The sequence below is a fragment of the Pseudidiomarina atlantica genome (genome assembly GCF_000753735.1).
GTDB lineage: Bacteria > Pseudomonadota > Gammaproteobacteria > Enterobacterales > Alteromonadaceae > Pseudidiomarina > Pseudidiomarina atlantica.
The window spans coordinates 81,146-104,693 of sequence record NZ_JPIN01000004.1 but is presented as its reverse complement, the minus strand read 5'-3'; the positions used below and the strand labels follow the sequence as shown (position 1 = coordinate 104,693).

The window sequence follows — 23,548 nt, the reverse complement described above, 5'->3', positions numbered from 1 at the left end:
AAAAAAAAGCGGCTCTCCGAAGAGAACCGCTTTTTCGCTTACTTTAGCAAGGCTGGCTTACATCATGCCGCCCATGCCACCCATACCGCCCATGTCTGGAGCAGCTGGTTCATCTTTTGGCAACTCTGCGACCATTGCTTCAGTGGTGATCATCAGCGCGGCAACAGATGCTGCGAACTGAAGTGCTGAACGGGTCACTTTGGTTGGATCCAAGATGCCCATTTCAAGCATGTCGCCGTAAGTGTCGTTACCGGCGTTGTAACCGTAGTTACCTTCGCCGTTTTTCACGTTGTTAGCAACGACTGAGCCTTCAGCGCCAGCATTGGTAGCGATTTGACGCAGTGGTGCTTCCATGGCGCGCAGCGCAAGTTTGATACCCACGTTCTGCTCTTCGTTGTCGCCACGCAGGTCAGCAAGTTTGCTTGCAGCGCGCACTAAGGCCACGCCACCACCAGGGACTACGCCTTCTTCGACCGCTGCGCGAGTTGCGTGCAATGCATCTTCAACGCGTGCTTTCTTCTCTTTCATCTCAACTTCGGTAGCAGCACCGACTTTGATTACTGCAACACCGCCAGCGAGTTTCGCCAAGCGCTCTTGGAGCTTCTCTTTGTCGTAGTCAGATGAAGTTTCTTCGATTTGCTGACGAATCTGCGCTACACGGCCTTCGATAGCTGCTTGGTCGCCGCTACCGTCAACCACGGTGGTGTTATCTTTATTGATCACCACGCGCTTCGCAGTACCGAGGTCTTCAAGCTGTGCTTTCTCTAGCTCCATACCGATTTCTTCAGAAATTACGGTACCACCGGTCAATACTGCGATGTCTTGCAACATTGCTTTACGACGGTCGCCAAAACCTGGGGCTTTCACTGCGGCAACTTTCACGATGCCACGCATGTTGTTGACAACCAAAGTCGCAAGGGCTTCGCCTTCAACGTCTTCAGCGATAATCAACAATGGCTTACCTGATTTGGCAACGCCTTCAAGTACTGGCAGTAATTCGCGAATGTTTGAGATTTTCTTGTCAACTAACAAGATGTAAGGGCTGTCGAGTTCGACGGTGCCGTTTTCTTGGTTGTTGATAAAGTAAGGTGATAAATAGCCACGATCAAACTGCATACCTTCAACAACGTCAAGCTCGTCATGAAGTGCTTGGCCTTCTTCGACGGTAATAACACCTTCGTTACCCACTTTTTCCATCGCTTTGGCAATGATTTCACCGATGGTGCTATCCGAGTTGGCTGAAATAGTACCTACTTGAGCAATTGCTTTATTGTTGTCGCATGGTTGCGATAACTTTTTCAGCTCTTCAACCGCAGCAATAACTGCTTTGTCGATACCGCGTTTCAGGTCCATCGGGTTCATGCCCGCTGCAACGGCTTTCAAACCTTCGTTGACAATTGACTGCGCCAATACGGTAGCGGTAGTGGTACCGTCACCCGCTTCGTCATTTGCTTTTGACGCAACTTCTTTCACCATCTGTGCGCCCATATTCTCGAACTTGTCTTCAAGTTCGATTTCTTTTGCTACCGAAACACCATCTTTGGTGATCACAGGTGCGCCAAATGATTTTTCTAAGACTACGTTGCGGCCTTTCGGGCCAAGCGTTACTTTGACTGCGTCAGCAAGAACGTTAACGCCCTTGAGCATGCGTTGGCGTGCAGTGTTGCCAAATTTTACTTCTTTAGCTGCCATGTTCGTTATCCTCTTTTGAAACTGTTTTAGTCCGCTTAACCTTCAACGACTGCCAGAATGTCTGACTCGCTCATGATTAAGTATTCTTCACCGTCGATTTTTTGGGTTTTCACACCGTAACCATCGTTGAACAACACAGTGTCGCCGACTTTTACGTCTAAAGGCTTCACGTCACCGTTGTCTAAGATACGGCCGTTACCGACAGCAACGATTTCACCGCGAGTTGACTTCTCTGCAGCAGAACCGGTCAACACGATACCTCCGGCTGATTTAGTTTCTGCTTCCGAACGTTTAATGATCACACGATCATGTAAAGGACGAAGTTTCATCTTTGATAACTCCTACACCTATTGTGGGTTGATAACTTACCCTTGTACTTAAGCACAAGGGCTGTTAAAAAAGTTGTGCCACAGTTATGGGGGGCAAATTCTCGAACTCAAGGCTTTTCGCAAAAAATTTTTTAAGGATGTCGGCAAATGAGCACTGACTTTCAAATGGTGTTGTGTAGCTGTCCAGATAAAGGCACCGCCAAAGCGATTGCTGAAAAGCTCTTGCGCGCTCGCCTCGCTGCTTGTGTTAACATTAGCAGCCCTACTACGTCGATGTACTGGTGGGATGATCACATTCATAGTGACGAAGAAGTGATGCTAGCAATTAAAACCACCACGGCCCAGTTGGAAACACTGTTTGCCCTGGTGCAAGAAGCGCATCCTTATGAAGTTGCAGAGCTTATCGCCCTACCAATTCAGGCAGGTAGTGAAGCGTATTTAAACTGGATTCGAGAGGTAACCGGTTAATGTCACGTTGTTTCGCAGGTTTGTTGTCCTGCTTAGTGCTCTCTTTTGGCTTGCTAGCTGGCAGCGTTGCCCCTACAAGTGTCGCTCAAGATTTTGCCAGCGGCAGCGCTGACCCGTTTGCGCAGAACCAGTTCTTACCCGTCGACCAAGCCTTTCAGCTTGATTTTCGCCAACAAGAACAGCAACTCACTATTCAATTCGATATTGCCGATGGATACTACCTGTATCAACATCGCTTTAGCTTTTCAGATAATGTCGCATTGACCGAACAAGTGATCTTGCCTGCCGGTGAGTCGCATTACGATGAATTTTTTGGCGAATCGATTATCTATCGCGACAGTGTCAGTATCACCTTACAGCTCGCCAACAGCGCTGCGCAGGAACTGACCCTGAGTTATCAAGGATGCGCTGATGCGGGTTTGTGCTACCCACCTACCAGCAAAACGATTCCAATTAATGCAGTTAAGAGCGCCAGTGGTGCTGCCGTCGCCAACAGCGCACCACAAGCTGCAATCGATTTTGAGCAGGTAACGCAAAATAGCCAACAAACCACCTCAGGATTGTTTGCACAATTAAATGAACAACCCTTGTTGTGGGTCTTAGGGGTTTTCCTTATTGCCGGTATTGGCTTGGCATTTACCCCGTGCGTTCTGCCGATGTACCCGATCTTGTCAGCCATTATTATGGGCTCAAAAGGCGAGCAAATGCCAACCAGACGGGCTTTTTCGCTCTCCTTTGTCTATGTGCAGGGCATGGCGCTGACCTACTCCGCATTAGGAATTATTGTAGCGCTTGCCGGATTGCGCTTTCAGGCCATGCTGCAACATCCCATTATTTTGATCGTGCTCGCCGTGCTTTTCGTCTTGTTAGCGCTGAGTATGCTTGGACTCTACACCCTGCAATTACCGAGTAAATGGCAAAACTACTTGAATGACATTCAACGGCAACAACGCGGCGGCGCGCATCGCAGCGTATTTGCTATGGGCGCCTTGTCGGGCCTCATTGCATCGCCCTGCACCACTGCCCCGTTATCTGGTGCTCTGCTGTTTATTGCCCAAACGGGCGATATCGCAGTAGGAGCAAGTGTGTTGTATGCGCTAAGTCTGGGCATGGGTATCCCGCTGATTTTATTTGGCGTGACCGGCGGCAAACTGTTACCGAAAGCAGGTGCCTGGATGAATGTCGTAAAGCGCGTCTTTGGTGTAGTGTTACTTGCCGTTGCAGTGCTCTTTATCGAGCGCTTGCTGCCGCTCGCAGTTGCGGACTGGTTATGGGTAGTCTTTCTCTCGCTTAGTGGGCTGTATTTGATCATCTCAACGTTACGCGATATCGAAGGCACTCCTGCGGTATTACTCAGTGGTGTTTGGTTAGCACTTGCGGCGTGGTTATTGGTGCTGTGGTGGCCACAGGGCGCGCATGAAAAACTGCCCTTTAGCCAAGTCACCAGCGTCGCTGAAATCGAACAACAGGTCGCAACGGCTGCGCCACAGCAATTAGTGATGCTCGACCTTTATGCCGATTGGTGTGTCGCCTGTAAAGAATTCGAACGCTACACCTTTAGCGATCCTGCGGTGCAGCAAGCGCTCAGTGATGCTGTAGTGTTGCAGGCCGACGTCACTGCCAATAATGCGAGCAATCGTGCGTTGCTAGAAGAATACCAAGTGCTGGGCTTGCCAACGATTTTGTTTTTCCAAGATGGCGAACTGTTGCCGCAAGCCCGCATCGCTGGCTTCTTGTCCGCTGAAGACTTTGTAGAACACCTAGAACAACTTGAGGTAACGCAAAGTCTGCCGTGATCTTCGGTGATAAGACCAGTATTTTGCTGCGTTTTGAGCTTTTTTATCTATAATGGCTATCGACTATCAAAAATAAGCCGGTTGCTTGGCGAATAATTGAACTTTTCGTCAAACAATGCAACAAACAGATAACTTCGCTACAGATAGCAGCATAATGACCGAAAATACGCAGCAAAAATTTAGAATCTTGCTTTTAAACGGGCCTAACCTCAATTTGTTGGGGCAGCGTGAGCCGGAAATCTATGGCTCGCAAACACTCGCGCACATTGAAAGCGAACTGCGGCGCAAGGCTGAGGCTTTGGGCGTGACCCTCGACTGTCGGCAATCAAATGCAGAGTATGAACTTATTGACTGGGTGCAAGAAGCCGCAACTAGCAAAGTCGATTATGTCATTATCAATCCTGCCGCCTATACCCATACCAGTGTTGCGCTGCGCGATGCTCTGGCCGGTGTCGGGGTGCCATTTATCGAAGTTCATTTGTCCAATATTCATGCCCGTGAAAGCTTTCGCCGGCATTCCTATTTAGCCGACCTTGCCGTCGGCGTCATCTGCGGATTAGGTGCACACGGCTATGAACTTGCCTTGCAAGCCGCAGTCTCACAATTACGACAACGCCACAATAACTAACGCATAGAGCATGGGGTCAAACTAGATCATGGATATTCGTAAAATTAAAAAACTGATCGAACTGGTCGAAGAGTCAGGCATCGCTGAACTAGAAATTACTGAAGGCGAAGAATCAGTACGTATTCACCGTGGTGGCGCACATGCGGCACCAATGCATTATCAAGCAGCACCAATGCAAATGGCGTCAGCTCCAGCTGCTCCAGCCCCAGCGCCAGCCGCGGCCGAACCAGCAGCTGAACCTGAGCTCTCAGGACACATCGTTCGTTCACCAATGGTGGGTACTTTCTATGCAGCCCCCGCGCCTGGCGCTAGCGATTTCGTGTCAGTGGGTCAGCAAGTAAAAGCCGGCGATACCCTTTGCATCGTTGAAGCAATGAAGATGATGAACCAAATCGAAGCCGATAAAGGCGGTGTAGTGAAGCAAATCTTGGTTGAAAACGGCGAACCTGTTGAGTTCGATCAACCGCTCTTCATCATCGAATAAATGCATCGAAACAGGACATTATCATGTTAGATAAGGTTGTCATTGCAAACCGAGGCGAAATTGCGTTGCGCGTCTTACGTGCATGCAAAGAGCTCGGTATCAAAACTGTTGCGGTGCACTCAACGGTGGATCGCAATCTCAAACACGTGTTGCTTGCCGATGAATCTATTTGTATCGGTAATGCGCCAGCCGGTGAAAGTTATTTGAATATTCCGCGCATCATTAGTGCGGCTGAAATCACCGATGCTGCTGCTATTCACCCAGGCTACGGTTTTTTGTCAGAAAATGCTGATTTTGCTGAACAAGTAGAAAATTCTGGCTTTATTTTTGTTGGTCCGACAGCTGATGTCATTCGTTTGATGGGTGACAAAGTTTCTGCCATCGAAGCGATGAAAAAAGCTGGCGTTCCATGTGTTCCAGGTTCAGGTGGTCCACTTGATGACGATGATGAGAAGAACCTAAAGATTGCCAAGCGCATTGGTTACCCGATCATCGTTAAAGCCGCTGGCGGTGGTGGTGGTCGCGGTATGCGTGTGGTGCGCAAAGAAGAAGAGTTATTGCGTGCCATCAGTACCACCAAAGCCGAAGCTGGTGCAGCTTTTAATAATTCGACGGTGTACATGGAAAAATTCTTAGAAAATCCACGTCACGTTGAAATTCAAGTGCTGGCTGACGGCCAAGGTAACGCCGTTTATTTGGGTGAACGCGATTGTTCGATGCAACGGCGCCACCAAAAAGTAGTGGAAGAAGCGCCAGCGCCAGGTATTACTGCAGAGATGCGTAAATACATTGGCGAACGCTGTGTCAAAGCCTGCTTGGAGATCAACTACCGCGGTGCGGGTACCTTCGAATTCTTGTACGAAAACGGTGAGTTCTACTTCATCGAAATGAATACGCGGATTCAGGTTGAGCACCCGGTCACTGAAATGATCACCGGTATCGACCTGATCAAAGAGCAGCTGCGTATTGCCGCGGGTCGTCAGTTGTCATTTTCGCAAGAAGATGTGGTCATTCGTGGCCATGCGATCGAGTGTCGTATCAATGCCGAGGATCCGAACACCTTTATGCCATCGCCTGGTTTGATCACGCGTTTTCATCCGCCAGGTGGCTTCGGTGTTCGTTGGGAATCACATGTCTATGCAGACTATGCGGTGCCACCGAACTACGACTCCATGATCGGTAAGCTCATCACCTACGGCGAAAACCGCGATGTCGCAATTGCTCGAATGAAAAATGCCCTCAGCGAATTGATTATTGAAGGCATCAAAACCAACGTGCCATTGCAAAAAGACATCATGGCCGACGAAAACTTCCAGCATGGTGGTACGAATATCCACTATCTGGAGAAGAAACTTGGCATGGGTGGTCATTAAACTCAATGCCTTGGATTCAACTTACCGTTGCTGCACCTGAAAAGCATGCGCCCCTTGTGGGCGACATGCTACAAGGTAATGGTGCACTCGCAGTCACCTATCGTGACGCGCAAGATAACCCTATTTTTGAGCCGCCTTTGGGCGAAGTTCTCTACTGGCAAGAAACCCTGGTGACCGGCTTGTTCCCCGCCGAAACCGATCTCAAACCAGTACTTGCCAATCTGCAGAAATCGCGCTTCTTTGACGAAGGTTTTAACTACAAAACTGACCAACTCGAAGACAAAGACTGGGAACGCGAATGGATGGATAACTTCCATCCCATTCAATTCGGTGAACGCTTGTGGGTTTGTCCGAGTTGGCGCGAAATACCTGAACCTGATGCCGTTAATCTGATGCTCGATCCTGGCATGGCCTTCGGCACGGGAACACACCCGACCACCGCATTGTGTTTGCGTTGGCTCGATGGCCAAGATCTGCGCGGTAAGACTGTCGTCGACTTCGGCTGTGGCTCCGGTATTTTAGCCATTGCCGCACTTTTACTGGGTGCCGAACGGGCGATTGGTATTGATATCGACCAACAAGCACTGATTTCTAGTCGCGATAACGCTGAGCGTAACGGGGTTGCGGAGCGACTTGAAGTCTACTTACCAAGCCAGCAACCGAGCTTGCACGCCGATGTGGTGCTGGCAAATGTGCTCGCCGGACCGTTACAAGACCTTGCCGACGTGATCCAAGCTTTCGTAGGGCCGCGAGGCCAGTTGGTGATGTCTGGCATCCTTGAACGCCAAATCGATGCCGTACAGGCTGCTTACAGTGCAAACTTCGATTTTAGCCCCGCGCAAGTGCAGGCCGAATGGGTGATGCTGCACGCCAAGCGTAAACAGTAGATTGTCACACAATTGTCAAGAGTAAAAAGTACAAAAAAGGCGGCTTTTGTACAATGATTAGCCTTTTCTTTCGTCGCCATTTTGCCTAAAATTTCCGACCCTTGAGTTGAACAGTTTTTGACCGATGCGGATCGGACCCTATCAGTTAGATAATCCAGTCATCCTTGCGCCCATGGCGGGTGTGACCGACTTACCCTTTCGCCAGCTTTGTATGGAGCTTGGTGCAGGGCTAACAGTGTCTGAAATGCTGTCGAGCAATCCGCGTGTGTGGCAAACGAAGAAGTCACAAACACGCATGGGACACGCTGATGAACCCGGTATTAAGGCTGTTCAAATCGCTGGCTGCGAACCTGAGTTGATGGCACATGCCGCCCAGCACAATGTGGCAAATGGCGCGCAAATTATCGACATCAACATGGGCTGCCCAGCAAAGAAGGTGAATAAAAAACTTGCCGGCTCCGCACTATTACAATACCCCGAGTTAGTGTCAGAGATATTACACGCGGTGGTCAATGCAGTGAGCGTGCCGGTAACGTTAAAGATTCGTACAGGGTGGGATCCCGATCATCGCAATGGTGTAGAGATTGCGCAGCTTGCTGAACAGGCTGGCATTCAAGCATTGGCTGTGCATGGTCGAACTCGCGCTTGTATGTTTAAAGGGACTGCGGAATTCGACACGATTCGTGCAATCAAACAGGCAATAACGATTCCTGTGATTGCCAACGGCGATATTCGTAGTCCAGAAAAGGCCAAAGCTGTACTGGACTACACTGGCGCCGACGCCATTATGATTGGCCGCGGTGCGCAGGGAAATCCATGGCTGTTTCGCGAAATTGCCCATTTTTTGGCAACCGGCGAGCACTTGGCAAAACCAAACGCAACTGAAGTACACCGTGTGGTTTGCGATCATGTTCGCAAACTACATCAACATTACGGGGAATTTAGTGGCGTGCGGATAGCTCGAAAACACGTTGGTTGGTACTTACAAGAGCAACAACCAGCAAGCGAATTTCGCCGACATTTTGTGGCTATTGAGAATGCCGATGAGCAACTCGAAGCCTTGGCGACGTTTTTCAATCAGTAAACTAAGAAGAGATAGAGCGCACCTATGTTTGATCAAAACGCTAATCGTGACCGTGTGTCACCTTTCACCACGATCGGTAACAACGCCCAGCCAAAACCGCTGCGCGACTCAGTTAAGCAAGCCATGAACTCGTTCCTCAAGCAGCTCGACGGACAAGATCCAGAAGAGTTGTACGAGTTGGTACTTGCTGAAGTCGAAGCGCCGTTGCTGGAAGAGGTCATGACCTATACGCGCGGTAATCAAACCCGTGCAGCCACCATGCTCGGTATCAACCGTGGCACGCTGCGCAAAAAGTTGAAAAAATACGGCATGAACTAATTGCCTGTGAAAAGAGCACCTTGTGTGCTCTTTTTTGTTTTTAAACACTTGTTTTATTGCTTTACAACTCCTGCTGACAACGGTGATTATTATGGCTAACCGACCTATTCAACGCGCCCTTTTAAGTGTTTCTGACAAAACTGGCATCATCGAATTCGCACAAGCGCTCGTGCAACGGGGTGTGCAGATACTCTCCACCGGTGGCACCGCCAAACTGCTACGCGAACACAACATCGCGGTTACCGACGTCTCGGAGCACACCGGACAACCAGAAATCATGGATGGTCGCGTAAAGACCCTACATCCCAAAATCCACGGCGGCATTTTGGGCCGTCGTGGAAAGGATGATGAGGTCATGCAGGCACAGGATATCGCGCCGATCGATATGGTCGTGGTGAACCTGTATCCGTTTGCGAAAACAGTTGCCGATCCGAATTGCTCACAGCAAGATGCCGTTGAGAATATCGACATCGGTGGTCCTACCATGGTACGAGCAGCCGCAAAGAATCATGAAGACGTGACTATTGTGGTTAACGCCCATGATTACGAACGCGTGATTGCCGAAATGGATGCGCATAACAATAGCGTGACTTTCGAAACACGCTTTGATCTGGCGATTCGTGCGTTTGAGCATACCGCAAAGTACGATGGCATGATTGCCAATTACTTTGGTGCGCGCTTACCTCAGCAAGAGAGCAAGTTCCCTCGCACTTTCAACACTCAGTTTGAGAAAAAGCAGGACTTGCGTTACGGCGAGAACAGTCACCAGCAAGCAGCTTTTTATGTCGAGGCGCAACCGCACGAAGCATCGGTTGCCACAGCTAAACAATTGCAGGGCAAAGAGCTCAGTTTTAATAACATCGCTGACACCGATGCTGCACTTGAGTGCGTGAAATCTTTTGCTGAACCTGCCTGTGTGATCGTCAAGCATGCGAATCCATGCGGCGTAGCTCTCGGTAAAAGCATTCTTGAAGCTTATGATCGTGCCTTCAAAACTGACCCAACGTCGGCATTCGGCGGCATCATTGCGTTTAACCGCGAATTGGATGAAGCGACCGCCAAAGCAATTATTGATCGGCAGTTCGTTGAGGTGATCATCGCTCCTAGCGTGAGTGAAGCTGCACATCAAGTGGTCGCCACCAAAGGCAACGTACGTTTGCTTGCTTGTGGGCAGTGGCCAGCTGAACGTACGCCAAGCTTTGACTTTAAGCGCGTGAACGGTGGCCTCTTGGTACAAGACAATGATTTGGGTCAGATCACTGAAGCTGACTTGCGAGTGGTGAGCAAAGTTCAGCCAAGCGCCGAGCAGTTGCGTGACTTGTTGTTCTGCTGGAAAGTCGCGAAATTTGTCAAATCAAATGCAATTGTGTACGCCAAAGACAGTATGACCATTGGTGTGGGTGCAGGCCAAATGAGCCGCGTTTACAGTGCCAAAATCGCCGGTATCAAAGCCGCTGACGAACAACTTGAAGTGGCGGGTAGTGTGATGGCGTCTGATGCGTTTTTCCCATTCCGTGATGGCATTGACGCTGCCGCGGCTGCGGGTATCAAAGCCATCATTCAACCGGGTGGTTCGATTCGTGACGACGAAATTATTGCGGCGGCAGATGAACATGGTATCGCCATGGTCTTCACCGGAATGCGTCATTTCCGTCATTAATATTGCCGAGAAGGCTTCCTACGTCTAGGATTAAACACAATCTAATGACAGGAGAAGTAAAACAATGAAAACCTTAATGACTTCTTTGCTTGTTGCGACCGGTAGTTTACTGCTGGTTGCTTGTAGTGAACCCACAAGTACCGCGGACTCAACGGCAACTGCCGCGAGTGGCATGACTCTCGAACAGGCGGTAAACAGCAATCCAGCACGTTCAGCTGACAATTTAGCGCGGGATGCGTTTCGTAATCCGATTGAGACCTTGCGCTTTTTTGAAGTTGAAAACGACATGACCGTCGTCGAAATTTGGCCAGGTGGTGGTTGGTACACGGAAATCCTAGCGCCCTACCTAAAAGATCAGGGTACTTTGTACGCAGCGCACTTCCCGCAATCAGCGACACGTGATTACTACATTAACTCACGTCAACAGTTTGTCGAGCGGGTTGCCACTGACGAAGCATTCAGTGCTGTGGTGGTCACGGAGTTTGCGCCGGGCGAAGCTATTGAAATTGCCCCTGCAGGTAGCGCTGACCGTGTACTCACTTTCCGTAACCTCCATAACTGGTATATGAACGGTGGTGTCGAAGCCATTGAAGCAGCATTTGGCGAATTCTATACCGCATTAAAGCCGGGCGGCATTTTGGGTGTGGTTGATCACCGCTTACCAGAAGCGCGTCCAGATACGCATATGGATAGCTCAGGTTACATGAAACAAAGTCTCGCTATTGCTGCAGCAGAAGCCGCCGGCTTTGAATTTGTCGGTGCCAGTGAAATCAATAGCAACTCCAACGATAGCGCTGATCACCCACGTGGCGTATGGAGTTTGCCACCTACGCTTGGGCTTGGTGAAGAAAACCGCGCCATGTACGAAGAGATTGGTGAAAGTGACCGTTTCACACTGAAGTTTAGAAAGCCTGTAAATTCATCTAACGAATAAACAAGAGAGTCGGAATCGACATGAATGTACTTGTGATTGGCGGCGGCGGACGTGAACATGCACTGGCATGGAAAGCGGCACAGTCGCCTTTAGTTGAAACTGTTTTTGTAGCGCCGGGTAATGCCGGCACTGCCACCGAGTTAAGCATCGAGAATATCGCAATTGCTGCCGATGACTTAGATGGCTTGCTCAAGTTTGCCCAAGAGAACAGCGTTGGCCTTACTATCGTAGGTCCAGAAGCACCGTTGGTGGCAGGCGTGGTTGACCACTTCCGCGCTGCGGGTCTCAAAATCTTCGGCCCGACCCAAGGAGCCGCACAACTTGAAGGATCGAAAGCATTTAGCAAGGACTTCTTAGCACGTCACCAGATCCCAACCGCGGCTTACGGTACCTTCACCGATAGTACAAAGGCGAAAGCTTATGTTGCCGCGCAGGGAACGCCAATTGTCATTAAAGCCGACGGCTTGGCCGCAGGTAAAGGCGTTATTATTGCACAAACTGAAGCTGAGGCTTTCGCGGCTATCGACGATATGCTTGCTGGTAATCGTTTCGGTGAAGCCGGCAGCCGCGTGGTGATTGAAGAATTCTTAGAGGGCGAAGAAGCCAGCTTTATTGTTATGGTCGATGGCAAAACGGCACTTGCGTTTGCCAGCAGCCAAGACCACAAAGCCCGCGACAACGGCGATAAAGGTCCTAACACCGGCGGTATGGGCGCGTACTCACCTGCGCCAGTGGTGACGCCAGACGTGCACAACTGGGTGATGGATCATGTCATCACCCCTACAGTTAAGGGTATGGCGGCGGAGGGGCATCCTTACACTGGTTTCCTCTATGCCGGTTTAATGATCGCTCCTGATGGCACCGCCAAAGTGCTTGAGTTCAATTGCCGCTTTGGCGACCCAGAAACGCAACCGATCATGATGCGCCTGCAATCTGATCTCGTTGAATTGTGTTTAGCCGCTTGTGACGGCAAGCTTGATGACCATGTTATCGACTTTGACCCACGTGCGACTGTGGGAGTTGTCATGGCTGCCGGCGGTTATCCTGATAGTTATGCAAAAGGCAAAGTAATTAGTGGCCTTAGCGAAGCTGATACCAACGACACCAAAGTATTTCATGCGGGTACCAAGCGACTGGAAAACGGTGATATTGTTACCGCTGGAGGACGCGTCCTCTGTGTAACAGCGATTGCCGACAGCGTCAGTCTAGCGCAGCAAAAAGCTTATGCTGGTGTGAGTAAAATCACTTGGGAAGACGTTTATTACCGCACCGATATCGCGCATCGCGCAATTCAACGGGAACGCGGCTAAGCGCAAACTCCTTCTGCTTAGTTCACAAATAAAAACGCCGCATTGAATGCGGCGTTTTTGTCTTTAATCTTCGACAACTAAATCGTCGTCATCACCACCGGCAATCTCAAAAGAGTCATCGGTGTAACGGCTGCGACCGTACATACTGCCGACTTTCGGGCGGTTAATACGTGCTTGGTACTTCGACCAGGCTTTTTCTAACTGTGTTTCAGGAGCTTTTTCGCCACGCGCAACAGCTATCAACGATTGTTCCTCGGCTGACATCGGCTCTAACTCGCCGTTAACCAACGCCGCAACCAAGCTGCCATGAGTGCTCAAAAGTTCGCTTTCGCGGATAGAAAAGTCGCCTGAACGGGCGAATCCATACGGATAGTTTTTGAAGTCGTTAAACGGCTTCTGACTTATTTGATCACGGTTGATAGTAGTCATTGTGTGCCTTCCTCCAGACCTACAACTCAAGGAAAAATCGTTCGCCTCTTGCGACACTGACGATATAGAGGCGAACGGCACCGTTGTCAATAAATTTTTCGCTTTTTTGCGAATTAATCACATTAGAATCGTATATTGAGAGCGACACGAACATGGCGACCGGCTTGTGCCAAAATCGGTAACACCGGATCATCCACTGGATAGTTACCCACTTGGCTCGCAACCCAATATTGGCGATCGGCTAGGTTGTAAACCCCAAAGCCTACCTGCCAGTCTGGCAGCGGATACCATTGGCTAATCCAATCCAGCGTGGCGTAACCGGGAGCCGCAAATAGCGCCTCATCGTCAGCAGAGATTAACTGCCGTTGGCCTCGTTGCGCCTGCAGCACCAAGCGTGAATCCCAATTACCACTTGCAGCACTGTACATCAGCTCGGCATGCAATTTCGGCGGACTCACAGTTGCGAGTTCTGCGCCTGTGGTTTTATCCTCGCTACGGGTATACTCGAGCCAGATATCGCTTTGCCACTGACGGTGCCATTGCTGTTGCCAACTCAATTCCAAGCCTTCGATAATGACTTCATCACGATTGATGGATTGAAAAATGAGCAGTTGTCGCACTGGATCAAAACCAAGGGACGCGCGACTTTCGATAAAATCACTATAACTGTTATGAAAAGCTGTCACTTGCCATTGCTGCTGCGCGCTGCGCCACCGTAATCCAGTTTCGAAGGTATAACCGCGTTCTGGCTTGAGATCCGGATTAGCGATGGCCAACACCCGAAATTGCGGATAAAACAAGCCCACATTCACATCAGCAAAGGGTGGCGCGCGATAACCACGAGCATACTGTGCAAACCACTCAGCACTGTCACTTAACGGCAACAAGAGTCCCAGTTTTGGTAGCCACGCAGAATGGGTTAAGTCAGTAACTTCGGTGTTGGGGTAACGCTCAACAAACAGCACATCATTTAAGGTACTCAATTCATAACGCTCATAACGCACGCCTGGACTCATGCGTAGCCCATCGTCCCACAACTCAAGTTCGTCATGGATATAAAAACCAAGCTCATCGACGTTACTGCGCGGAAAATCACGTAATGGGAAAGATTCGCCAAGTAACGTTTTGGTCAATGATTGCTCTACCCGATTGAACTGCCACGCATCTCGCTCATCCCAGACTTCGGCACGACTGACTTCAAAGCCGTAGCCCAAGCGATGCTGCCAGCCAAACGCTTGGACATCTTTTTCTAAATCCGCAGCCAAGCCATATTGGCTAAAGTCATAGCGAAAACCGCGAAAAATGTCGACCGGCTGTGGCAATAGCTCGCGCTCTTCAAAGGAATTTTGACGCGTATCCGCATGTTGCCAAAACAAACGCCACTCGCCGCGATCAGCATAGCTCGTTCGATCTGGTTGGAAGCGCAGTATTGCACGCCAATCAGAACGCTCATCATCGCCAATAAGCGATGTAGTTGCCGCGAGTCGGCCACTACCTAAACCATGACGAATCGAACTGTCACGCGTCTCACGCAGCGCATCAAAGCTCACTTGCCAAACGCCATGATGGGTATCAGCTTGCCACTTTAGCAAGGCACCGGTTTGGCGAATCGAAACCGCATCGCGCGTTTGTGATGTTGTACCTGCTGCCGCGATTTCATCCCGCCACTGCGCCGCCCCGGCTAGCACCAGTTGCTGGTTGCCATCGCTAAAAGCAGTTGCCACGCGACCGTAGGCACGCTCGGCGTCTGAGGCGCCACCGAGGCGAACTCGTGTGCCGGTATTGACATCGCTGAGCACATCTTCAGCATCGAGGGTATGAATCGCAACGACACCACCAAGAGCATCGCTTCCGTATAAAGTAGAAGCCGGCCCGCGCAAGATCTCAACGCGGTTGGCCAAACCAAGGTCAAGCAGTCCGCGCCCAGTATCCGAAAAAGAACCGACCGCGAACCGGTCGGCAATCGCAACTTGGTCTACGACGACGGCGGTGCGATTGCCACCAATACCGCGGATACGAAAGCCACTGTTGCCAAAACGACTACTGCTATCATCAAGTTCGACTCCCATTTCGTAGCGAACCAAATCCGCCGCATTAAAGACTAAATTCTTACTCAGTTCATCGTCGCTAATAACGCTCACGGTGCCAGCAACTTCAGACATATCTCGTGGTTGGCGATGGGCGACGACAGTAATCACTTCATCTGGAATAACAGTTGCTTGCGTTGCCTCGGTTTGCTGCGCGACGGCTACTGATGTAGCCGTCGCACCGAGCGTTGCAACGCAGGCCATCCATAGCCTGGCGTAAGTTCGCTGCATTAATACACCTCGTTGCGAGTGTTGTAGTTGTTAAACTTGCCAGTAGGGGTGACGATTTTTTCGCCCTTAATGACATGCTTCAGCTTGCGCGTTTTATCATCCACAATCACGATAGCTGACTCTTCTTCCATTCCCGACCAAACGGAGAACCAAACTTCATCGCCGGCCATGTTGTACTCTGGCTGGACGATACGTTTTGGACCTGGACCCAGGTCAGCCCACTCAGCGATCGGTAGTACTTCGTAGCCAGCGTCCAAGTCATTGATGTCGAACACTGCAACAGATTGCGCAATGTCAGACTCTGGATGCAACGGCGTATCAACCCACAAGTTGGTAGATTTCGGATGGGTTTTGATAAACAACGAGCCACCACCTTGTCCCTCGAGGATACGCACCACTTTAAATGCTTGCTCTGGATGTCCCTCAGGATCAGTACCAATCAAAGTGATATTGGCATTGCCCAAGGCACTGGTTGCCCATACTGGACCATGCTCTGGATCAACGAAGTTCGCGCCACGACCTGGATGCGGAATACGTTCCACCGGAATCAAAGCTTCCAGCTCGCGCTCCAACGCATCGACTACAGCGATGGTGTCGTTCTCGTTTGCCGCAGTAAAGAAATAGCGACCTGAACGATCCCAGCCACCGTCATGCAAGAACGGCGCCGCATCAATAGTGGTGACCTGCAGATTGTCGATATCAGAGTAGTTCACCAGCTTGATTTGGCCGGTTTCTTTGACGTTGACGATAAACTCGGGATGTTTATGGGAACCCACAATTGCCGCAACCCGAGGTTCTGGGTGATACTCTTGCGTATCCACAGTCATGCCACGTGTTGACACGATCTTGTGTGGCTCAAGGGTTTGTCCGTCCATCAATACGTAATGCGGTGGCCAATACGCGCCAGCAATCGCGATTTTATCTTCGTAACCTTTGTAACGTGAGTTCTCGACTGAACGTGCTTCAAGACCAATTTTGATCTCAGCAACCACTTGCGGAGGGAACATATACAAGTCAATCAGGTCAATTTTGCCGTCGCGACCAATGGTGGTGAAATAGCGACCTGAGCTAGAAGCACGCGAAATATGCACCGCATAGCCAGTTTCGACATAGTTCAATACTTCTTTGCTGTCACCATCAATAATCGCTACTTGACCGGCGTCACGCAGCGTCACCGCAAACATGTTATCAACGTCATAATCATGCTGCGGCTCAGTTGGACGATCTTCTGGCGCAACGTGGACTTCCCAACTTGCCATCATTTCTGGCATGCCCCACTCAGGAGGTGTCGGTGGCTCGTGTTGGATAAAGCGCGCCATCATATCGACTTCGGCGTCACTCAACTCACCTGAAGTCCCCCAGTTCGGCATACCACCTGGTGAACCATAGTTAATCAGTGCTTTTAAGTAGTCAGTGCCTTTTTTCTGCGTAATATCAGGCGTTAACGGTAAGCCCGTTGCACCTTTGCGTAAAACACCGTGGCAGCCAGCACAACGTTGGAAATAAATTTCCTGTGCTTGGGCAAATTCATCTTCGGTCATGCTCGGAGCACCGGGCGTGACAACTTGCTTCGCATTTTCAATGGCCGATGGTGCGCCCTTGTATTTCATTTCTGAAGCAGTCGCACCTGAGTGTGGCTTACCACCGGCACGGTCTTTTAGACCCAGCTCAACGCGAACGTCTTCAACATCATCTTCGTCAACTTCAGCACCGCTGTTGCCCCAGTTTGAAAGCACGTAGTTGGTAATATTAGCAACCACTTCATCACTCAAATGTTGCATTGGTGGCATCATTGCATTGTAGGCTTGACCATTAACTTCAAGCGGCCCTGACTTACCTTGCAAAATGGTGGTGATCACATAGTTCGGATTGCCATTAACATTGGGATTGTTTGCTAACGGAGGAAAGGCTCCGGGTAACCCTGCACCTGTCGCTTGGTGACAGGCCTGGCAATTTGCTGAATAGTCGTCTTTGCCATCATCGGCAAGTACGGTGTGCGATTGGAAAGTAAAGAGAAGAGCGGTCAACCCACAACATACAGCTAATGGAGATAACCGCCATTGTTTATGCTTTATTGATTCAGTTGTCATCTTGTGTCCTCCTTGATGGACCTTCAGTTAGTTCTGCAACTGAAGTTGATTGTAAGCCTAGTCCAAAACTGACAATTGATCGATATCAATGAATGGGGTGACGCCAGCTAGGCAACAGGAGTACCCCGGAGTGAGTACTAGCTTTTTACATCTAACCCCCAATCATCGAAAGCTGCGCGCGCGAGATCTTCGCGAAATTGTGGCGCCGCGATATTGATGAGTTCTGAAGCCCGCTCAGCAAGGCTCTTAGCACGCAAATTTGCGACCCCATACTCGGTCACCACGTAATGCACGTGCGCCCGCGTGGTGACCACCCCAGCACCTTGACTGAGCAACGAACTGATGCGCGATACTTGACCGCCACAAGCTGTCGCTGGTAGCGCAATCACCGAGCGTCCCCCTTCTGAGAGGCTGGCGCCGCGGACGAAATCCATCTGTCCGCCTACGCCCGAATAGACCTTAGTGCCTAGCGAATCGGCACAAACTTGGCCGGTGAGATCGACTTGCAGGGCACTGTTGATAGCCATGACTTGTTTATTTTGTCGAATCACTGAGGTGTCGTTGGTGTATTCCACATCTAAAAATGCGACTTGTGGATTATCATCGACAAAATCATAGAGCGCCTGCGTACCCATAGCGAAGGTGGTAACGATACGTCCGCGATGTTTGCGTTTACGCGAGTTATTGATGACGCCACTCTGCACCAACGGCAGTACACCATCAGAGAACATTTCAGTGTGAATCCCCAAGTCTTTGTGGTGACCCAAGCACTTGAGTGTGGCATCTGGAATCGCACCAATGCCCATTTGCAAGCAATCGCCGTCGTTGATGAGTTCGGCCACGCGCTGGCCAATACGCTGCGTTACTTCGTCTTGCTCCGGCTGACGGTGCAGTGGTAATTCAGCCTCAGCTTCAAAGTAGCGGGTAAATTGCGACATGTGCACAAAGGAATCGCCATGCGTGCGCGGCATTTTAGGATTCACCCAAGCGATGACTTTTTTCGCTACTTGCAACGCCGCTCGCGTTGCCTCGACCGAAATGCCCAAGCTACAATTGCCATGCGCATCCGGCGGTGACACTTGCACCAATACGGCATCTAACGGTTGCTCACCGGAGCGGAATAATTTTGGAATTTCCGACAAAAACATCGGCACGTAGTCGGCTAAACCATCGTTTACCGCTTTACGGGTCGATTTGCCGACGAAAAATGCGCGTTGCCGTAAATGCCCCTTAAGGTTAGGGTCTGCCAACACCTCGCTGTGCTCTGTATGAAGCTGCAATAACGTCATGTGGCGGCGCTGCAATGCCAACTCAGCCAAACCCTGCAGTAATTTATATGGGGTTGCGGCCATCGACTGACACCAAATCACGTCGTTATCGGCAAGCACTTCGAGGGCTTCGATTGCAGTTGCTACACGCATTTTTGCTCCTTTTGCGTTACAGTATTCGGCATCATCATCACCGAATAAAATGACATTATGAAAGTATTCGCTATTTTAGGTGCTATCAATATGGCACTTGGGGTAATTCTGGGCGCATTTGGGGCACATGGCTTACAGCATAAACTCTCTGCTGAAAGTCTCAATGTTTATCAAATTGGCGTGCAATATCATCTTTACCATGCTCTAGGTTTACTGATGGTTGCGGTGCTACTGAAAGTGTACCCGAATGCCAAAGGCTTGCGCCCTGGCGGCTGGCTGTTATTTAACGGAATTGTATTATTTTCCGGTAGTTTGTATGCCCTTGCATTGACAGGGATCAAGTTTTTTGGCCCAGTCACGCCGGTAGGCGGGGCATGTTTTATTATCGGCTGGATCTGGATTTTCTGGTCGATGCTGCGGGAGTTCTGATGCAATGTGGTGGGTAAGCGTCGTTTTCGCGTTTGCAGTGACTACTGTCGAGGTGGTGAATTGCGCGGCTGCCCCACATCCAAACATTAAGGTTTGCACGGCTGATCAGCCATTCGACTCACATCAAGCTAAGCAGTACCTGTATGAATTAAATCGCACTGCGGAGAACCCTCAGCGCCGTTGGCAGCTGCCTACTGTCAGTCAACTCAAGGAGCAACTAAGTGCATGTGATGCCGACACCAACAAGCGCTGGTGGATGACTGTATCTATTTTGCAGCATGGCGACGAGATTTTGGTGGGTGCCTTTGATTGCGTTACGCAGGAGACTGAATTTGTGCCGGTGCGCACCAAGTTAAACGTTCTATTCGTTCGCTAAAGCATCAAACGTCACCGGCCACCCTAGACTGTGATAGACACACATCAGCCATTCAGCCACCACAATGTGATGACTCTTTGCGACATAAGCTGAATGCTGGCGATGTAACGTCGCTAGCAACTTACCTTGCTCAGCTTTGGTGACCGCTTCAGCAAGGGTCCAGCGTTGGTAGAAGCCAGCGAGGTCGTCGGGTTGAATTCCGTGCATAAAGCCATCGGCGAATTGCGCGATGAGCTGAGCTTGGCGCTTACGCAGTTGGATCTTTTCAATATCCAGCCCGAGCGCTCCTTCAGCAGCGATAGCAACTAATATCGCTTGGTCTTTATGGCTAATCGAACAACTATAGTGCTGACCGGCGACAGTCAATTGCGGCGCGCCGTTAGCTTGACGCACTATCTCGACCTGCTCCGGCGCAACTTGCAATTGCTGACAGCACAACCAGCGTAACAATGCCCGCCCGGCAAGAAATTGCTGTTGCCGTTGCGGCGCGAACCCCTCTACCTGCTGCTGCTCTGTTACCAGATTAAACTCGGCCTTTAGTTGGCTAGTAGCAGCTAAGCTATACGCAGCATAAACCTGAGCTTGCAATGAATCCTCGCTTACAGTTGTCGCCATCGGTTAGAAGTGTAAAAATGCCCTATCGACTCGCACCTAGCGATAAACATCATGCGCTTACGCCATATTGAAGTCTTTCATGCCATTTATACCACGGGCTCGGTCACCCAAGCAGCCCATATCTTGCATATTTCCCAACCGGCGGTGTCAAAAGCCTTAGCGCATGCCGAACAACAGCTCGGTTTTGAGCTGTTCCAGCGCGACAAAAACAAACTCATCCCAACACCGGAAGCACAGGCATTGTTTCCAGAAATTGAGCAGCTCTATCGGCAACTGCATAGCGTCAACACGCTCGCTGATAATCTGCAACGCCACGACGAGGGCGTGATTGATATCGCCATCACGCCAGCACTTGGCTTTACCGTTATTCCGCAGGCGATTGCACAGTTTCAAAAGCGTTTTCCTAAGGTCGCCTTTCGCATTCAAACCATTCATAACGATGAAGCTATGCAGGCATTAGTCGAACGCCAGTGTGAGTTGGCGTTGCTGTTTGCTTCACCCAACTTTCCAGGGGTGGAAACGGTGGCGGTCGCCGAAACCTCGATTGTGCTGATGTATCCCAAAGCATTGTTGCCCCATAGCCCCGCAGCCATTGAATTGGCGGAGCTTGCCGAGCTGCCTTTGATTGGTATTGGTGATAGTGGCCCGATGGGCCAACTGTTGTGGCAACAGTTACAAGGTGTTGGCGTGCATCCGAGCAGTACCGTGCAAGTGGACACTTACTTCGTTGCGGCGCGCCTAGTAGCCGAAGGACTTGGTGTGTGCCCGCTTGATCAGCTTACTGCCATCGGTAACCCCGATAACCAGGTGGGTGTTGCCCAACTCTTGCCAGAATTAGCAGTACCGATCCGCGCTTTGCACCTCAATAGCCGGCCTCTGAACAAACTCAGCCAGGCATTTCTGCAACAAGTGACAGCAACTATCAAAGCCATCCATAACTAAAAGTTATATCTCTACATCAAGCTTTCATTCGTCAACAACTTTGAAATCCGTATGCTTAGTTGCATTCTATGATTTTGGAGCTCGTGATGTTGCAACTGCAAACACCGTACCTGTTGTTTATTGGCCATGCCACCGATCCACTCAGTATCAAAATGGCGAAAAGCGCTGCCGATTGGAGTCCTGAAAAGTGCATCGGCGAATTGCGCTCCGAGGGGTGCACCGTAACCACTGGGTTACATGCTATGGATTTGAACGAAGGCGTCGCCGCCGGCGCTCGCAGTTTGGTGCTGGGCTTTGCCAATAGCGGCGGTCACCTCGACGAAGAATGGTTGCCGATGATCCACCAAGCTATCGATGCTGGTTTAGATATCATTAGTGGCTTACACGACCGCCTCACTAGCTACCCAGAGTTGGTCAGCGCCGCACAAGCAAAAGGTGTGCGCCTACTCGATATTCGCCACCCAACCAAGCGTTTGAAAACCGGTAAAGGCTACCGCCGTGCAGGCAAGCGCTTACTCACGGTGGGCACCGATTGCTCAGTGGGCAAAATGTACACCAGCTTGAGCTTAACCCGTGAAATGCAACAACGAGGTCTCGACGTCGATTTTCGCGCCACCGGGCAAAGCGGTATTTTGGTGGCGGGTGAAGGTATTGCAGTGGACTGTGTGGTCGCTGACTTTATCGCCGGTGCGGTTGAAGAGCTGGCGCCAGCCAATAACGCTGATCATTGGGATGTTATCGAAGGCCAGGGCTCGTTAGCGCACCCAGCATTCGCAGGTGTAAGTTTGGGTTTGTTGCACGGTGCTCAACCCGATGCGTTAGTGGTGTGCCACGCGCTTGGGCGTAGCAGCATGCGCGCCATCGACAACCGCCCATTGCCCTCGCTGGCAGAGACCATCGCCGTTAATGAGCAAATGGCACGAGTGACGAATCCAGACGCCAAGGTTATTGGTGTCGCGGTCAATACTTCGAGCGTTAGCGAAGCCGACGCGTTGGCTTACTGTCGTGAAGTGGAAACTGAGTTGGGGCTACCCTGCGTAGATGCCATCCGTCATGGTGTCAGCGCACTGGTCGATAGACTTGAAGAAATTTAGAAATTTGGAGCGGGAAACGAGATTCGAACTCGCGACCCCAACCTTGGCAAGGTTGTGCTCTACCAGCTGAGCTATTCCCGCATCAAGAAAGGTGTTTGAGATGAAGTTTGGAGCGGGAAACGAGATTCGAACTCGCGACCCCAACCTTGGCAAGGTTGTGCTCTACCAGCTGAGCTATTCCCGCGTCACTTCATGTTGTCTAAGCTATGCAAGTAGTGCTTTCGTTTTCGACAACGGAGGCGAATTTTACTGAAATCGGCAGGCTTTGCAACCGCTTTTTCGCGTTTTACGGTTGAATGCTGAAAAAGTGCTCACGATAGTGCTGTAATTCAGCAATAGATTCGCGAATATCGGCCAGCGCCGTGTGCGCGCCCTGTTTTTTCACGCCTGCAGCAACCGCCGGCGCCCAGTACTTCGCTAGCTGTTTGACTGTGCTGACATCAAGGTTACGATAGTGCAAATAGGCCTCGAGTTCTGGCATGTAGCGCGCCAAAAAACGACGGTCTTGGCAAATGCTATTGCCACAAATAGGCGAGCTTTTCGGGGTGCACCACTGCTTAATAAAATCTAACGTTGCTTGTTCTGCTGCGGCGGTGTCATGGTCACTCGCTTGTACCCGTTCAACCAATCCAGAAGCGGTGTGCGTTCGGGTATTCCATTCATCCATCGCCGCCAGCCGCGCGTCAGGTTGATGAATCGCTAAAACCGGTCCCTCAGCCAGCACATTGAGCTGCTGATCGGTGATCAAAGTCGCAATTTCGATAATTACATCATGATCAGGTTCTAAACCCGTCATTTCGAGGTCGATCCACACCAAACGGTCATCCGTTGCGCCCATAGTTACACCCTCAATCACTAATTCTTAGCAAAT

23 protein-coding genes and 2 tRNA genes are annotated in these 23,548 nt (G+C 50.5%); 15 read left to right on the top strand and 10 right to left on the bottom strand.

Features of this window, described 5'->3' with window-relative positions; translation table 11 throughout:
* Window positions 1-57: 57 nt before the first annotated feature.
* Together groL and IDAT_RS04525 are read right to left on the bottom strand one after the other, a co-directional pair.
* Window positions 58-1,692 carry a chaperonin GroEL gene (gene groL, locus IDAT_RS04530; protein WP_034731111.1) on the bottom strand — a complete coding sequence of 545 codons (1,635 nt, stop codon included), beginning with the start codon at window positions 1,690-1,692 and terminating at the stop codon, window positions 58-60.
* Between the two features lie 35 nt (window positions 1,693-1,727).
* Entirely contained in the window at window positions 1,728-2,021 is a 294-nt protein-coding gene (locus IDAT_RS04525) for a co-chaperone GroES (protein WP_034731107.1), read from the bottom strand.
* Between the two features lie 147 nt (window positions 2,022-2,168).
* Between IDAT_RS04525 and cutA the strand changes: the two genes are divergently transcribed.
* The 11 genes from cutA (at window position 2,169) to purD (ending at window position 12,963) form a co-directional block, all read left to right on the top strand.
* A complete protein-coding gene (gene cutA / locus IDAT_RS04520) occupies window positions 2,169-2,489 on the top strand; it encodes a divalent-cation tolerance protein CutA (RefSeq protein WP_034731103.1) in 321 nt (106 codons plus the stop codon).
* Window positions 2,489-4,285 carry a protein-disulfide reductase DsbD gene (locus IDAT_RS04515; RefSeq protein ID WP_034731101.1) on the top strand — a complete coding sequence of 599 codons (1,797 nt, stop codon included), beginning with the start codon at window positions 2,489-2,491 and terminating at the stop codon, window positions 4,283-4,285. Before cutA ends, IDAT_RS04515 begins: the two co-directional genes overlap by 1 nt.
* Before the next feature lie 154 nt (window positions 4,286-4,439).
* Window positions 4,440-4,913, top strand: a complete 474-nt coding sequence (aroQ, locus tag IDAT_RS04510) for a type II 3-dehydroquinate dehydratase (RefSeq protein WP_034731098.1) — start codon at window positions 4,440-4,442, stop codon at window positions 4,911-4,913.
* 28 nt (window positions 4,914-4,941) lie between these two features.
* Entirely contained in the window at window positions 4,942-5,397 is a 456-nt protein-coding gene (gene accB, locus IDAT_RS04505) for an acetyl-CoA carboxylase biotin carboxyl carrier protein (RefSeq protein ID WP_034731094.1), read from the top strand.
* Between the two features lie 23 nt (window positions 5,398-5,420).
* Window positions 5,421-6,770 carry an acetyl-CoA carboxylase biotin carboxylase subunit gene (gene accC / locus IDAT_RS04500; RefSeq protein ID WP_034731091.1) on the top strand — a complete coding sequence of 450 codons (1,350 nt, stop codon included), beginning with the start codon at window positions 5,421-5,423 and terminating at the stop codon, window positions 6,768-6,770.
* 5 nt (window positions 6,771-6,775) lie between these two features.
* Window positions 6,776-7,657, top strand: coding sequence for a 50S ribosomal protein L11 methyltransferase (prmA, locus tag IDAT_RS04495; protein WP_034731086.1), 882 nt, complete (start codon window positions 6,776-6,778; stop codon window positions 7,655-7,657).
* 124 nt (window positions 7,658-7,781) lie between these two features.
* Window positions 7,782-8,741: a tRNA dihydrouridine synthase DusB gene (gene dusB / locus IDAT_RS04490; RefSeq protein ID WP_034731083.1), complete on the top strand. Its 960-nt coding sequence runs from the start codon at window positions 7,782-7,784 to the stop codon at window positions 8,739-8,741.
* Between the two features lie 24 nt (window positions 8,742-8,765).
* The gene (gene fis / locus IDAT_RS04485; protein ID WP_034731080.1) at window positions 8,766-9,059 is read left to right on the top strand and encodes a DNA-binding transcriptional regulator Fis; all 294 of its coding nucleotides are present in this window, start codon (window positions 8,766-8,768) and stop codon (window positions 9,057-9,059) included.
* Window positions 9,060-9,147: 88 nt separating this feature from the next.
* A complete protein-coding gene (purH, locus tag IDAT_RS04480; RefSeq protein ID WP_211250582.1) occupies window positions 9,148-10,719 on the top strand; it encodes a bifunctional phosphoribosylaminoimidazolecarboxamide formyltransferase/IMP cyclohydrolase in 1,572 nt (523 codons plus the stop codon).
* 64 nt (window positions 10,720-10,783) lie between these two features.
* Window positions 10,784-11,653 carry a class I SAM-dependent methyltransferase gene (locus IDAT_RS04475; RefSeq protein ID WP_034731078.1) on the top strand — a complete coding sequence of 290 codons (870 nt, stop codon included), beginning with the start codon at window positions 10,784-10,786 and terminating at the stop codon, window positions 11,651-11,653.
* 20 nt (window positions 11,654-11,673) lie between these two features.
* The gene (gene purD, locus IDAT_RS04470) at window positions 11,674-12,963 is read left to right on the top strand and encodes a phosphoribosylamine--glycine ligase (RefSeq protein ID WP_034731074.1); all 1,290 of its coding nucleotides are present in this window, start codon (window positions 11,674-11,676) and stop codon (window positions 12,961-12,963) included.
* 63 nt (window positions 12,964-13,026) lie between these two features.
* Here the strand turns inward: purD and IDAT_RS04465 are convergent, their stop codons facing one another.
* The 4 genes from IDAT_RS04465 to IDAT_RS04450 form a co-directional block, all read right to left on the bottom strand.
* Entirely contained in the window at window positions 13,027-13,392 is a 366-nt protein-coding gene (locus IDAT_RS04465) for a MaoP family protein (RefSeq protein WP_034731071.1), read from the bottom strand.
* Window positions 13,393-13,514: 122 nt separating this feature from the next.
* Window positions 13,515-15,710 carry a TonB-dependent receptor domain-containing protein gene (locus IDAT_RS04460; protein WP_034731069.1) on the bottom strand — a complete coding sequence of 732 codons (2,196 nt, stop codon included), beginning with the start codon at window positions 15,708-15,710 and terminating at the stop codon, window positions 13,515-13,517.
* Window positions 15,710-17,800: a cytochrome D1 domain-containing protein gene (locus tag IDAT_RS04455; RefSeq protein WP_081909754.1), complete on the bottom strand. Its 2,091-nt coding sequence runs from the start codon at window positions 17,798-17,800 to the stop codon at window positions 15,710-15,712. Before IDAT_RS04455 ends, IDAT_RS04460 begins: the two co-directional genes overlap by 1 nt.
* 137 nt (window positions 17,801-17,937) lie before the next feature.
* On the bottom strand, window positions 17,938-19,221 hold the full coding sequence (locus IDAT_RS04450; protein WP_034731066.1) for an acetyl-CoA hydrolase/transferase family protein: 1,284 nt from the start codon (window positions 19,219-19,221) through the stop codon (window positions 17,938-17,940).
* Window positions 19,222-19,278: 57 nt separating this feature from the next.
* Between IDAT_RS04450 and IDAT_RS04445 the strand changes: the two genes are divergently transcribed.
* Window positions 19,279-19,650 carry a DUF423 domain-containing protein gene (locus IDAT_RS04445; RefSeq protein WP_034731063.1) on the top strand — a complete coding sequence of 124 codons (372 nt, stop codon included), beginning with the start codon at window positions 19,279-19,281 and terminating at the stop codon, window positions 19,648-19,650.
* A 4-nt stretch (window positions 19,651-19,654) separates the two neighbouring features.
* Window positions 19,655-20,026, top strand: a complete 372-nt coding sequence (locus IDAT_RS04440; RefSeq protein WP_034731060.1) for a hypothetical protein — start codon at window positions 19,655-19,657, stop codon at window positions 20,024-20,026.
* On the opposite strand, the gene IDAT_RS04435 is transcribed toward IDAT_RS04440, so the two are convergent.
* Window positions 20,012-20,641, bottom strand: coding sequence for a 4'-phosphopantetheinyl transferase family protein (locus tag IDAT_RS04435; RefSeq protein ID WP_034731058.1), 630 nt, complete (start codon window positions 20,639-20,641; stop codon window positions 20,012-20,014). The genes IDAT_RS04440 and IDAT_RS04435 overlap by 15 nt on opposite strands.
* A gap of 51 nt (window positions 20,642-20,692) precedes the next feature.
* On the opposite strand from IDAT_RS04435, the gene IDAT_RS04430 reads away from it, so the two are divergent.
* Together IDAT_RS04430 and dgcN are read left to right on the top strand one after the other, a co-directional pair.
* A complete protein-coding gene (locus tag IDAT_RS04430; protein ID WP_034731056.1) occupies window positions 20,693-21,583 on the top strand; it encodes a LysR family transcriptional regulator in 891 nt (296 codons plus the stop codon).
* 86 nt (window positions 21,584-21,669) lie between these two features.
* Complete coding sequence (gene dgcN / locus IDAT_RS04425) at window positions 21,670-22,677, top strand: N-acetyltransferase DgcN (RefSeq protein WP_425277391.1); 1,008 nt, start codon at window positions 21,670-21,672, stop codon at window positions 22,675-22,677.
* Between the two features lie 5 nt (window positions 22,678-22,682).
* Here the strand turns inward: dgcN and IDAT_RS04420 are convergent.
* The 3 genes from IDAT_RS04420 to orn form a co-directional block, all read right to left on the bottom strand.
* A tRNA-Gly gene (locus tag IDAT_RS04420) sits at window positions 22,683-22,758 on the bottom strand.
* 27 nt (window positions 22,759-22,785) lie between these two features.
* Window positions 22,786-22,861: transfer RNA gene (locus IDAT_RS04415), tRNA-Gly, on the bottom strand.
* A 102-nt stretch (window positions 22,862-22,963) separates the two neighbouring features.
* On the bottom strand, window positions 22,964-23,515 hold the full coding sequence (gene orn, locus IDAT_RS04410; protein ID WP_034731054.1) for an oligoribonuclease: 552 nt from the start codon (window positions 23,513-23,515) through the stop codon (window positions 22,964-22,966).
* Between the last annotated feature and the right edge of the window lie 33 nt (window positions 23,516-23,548).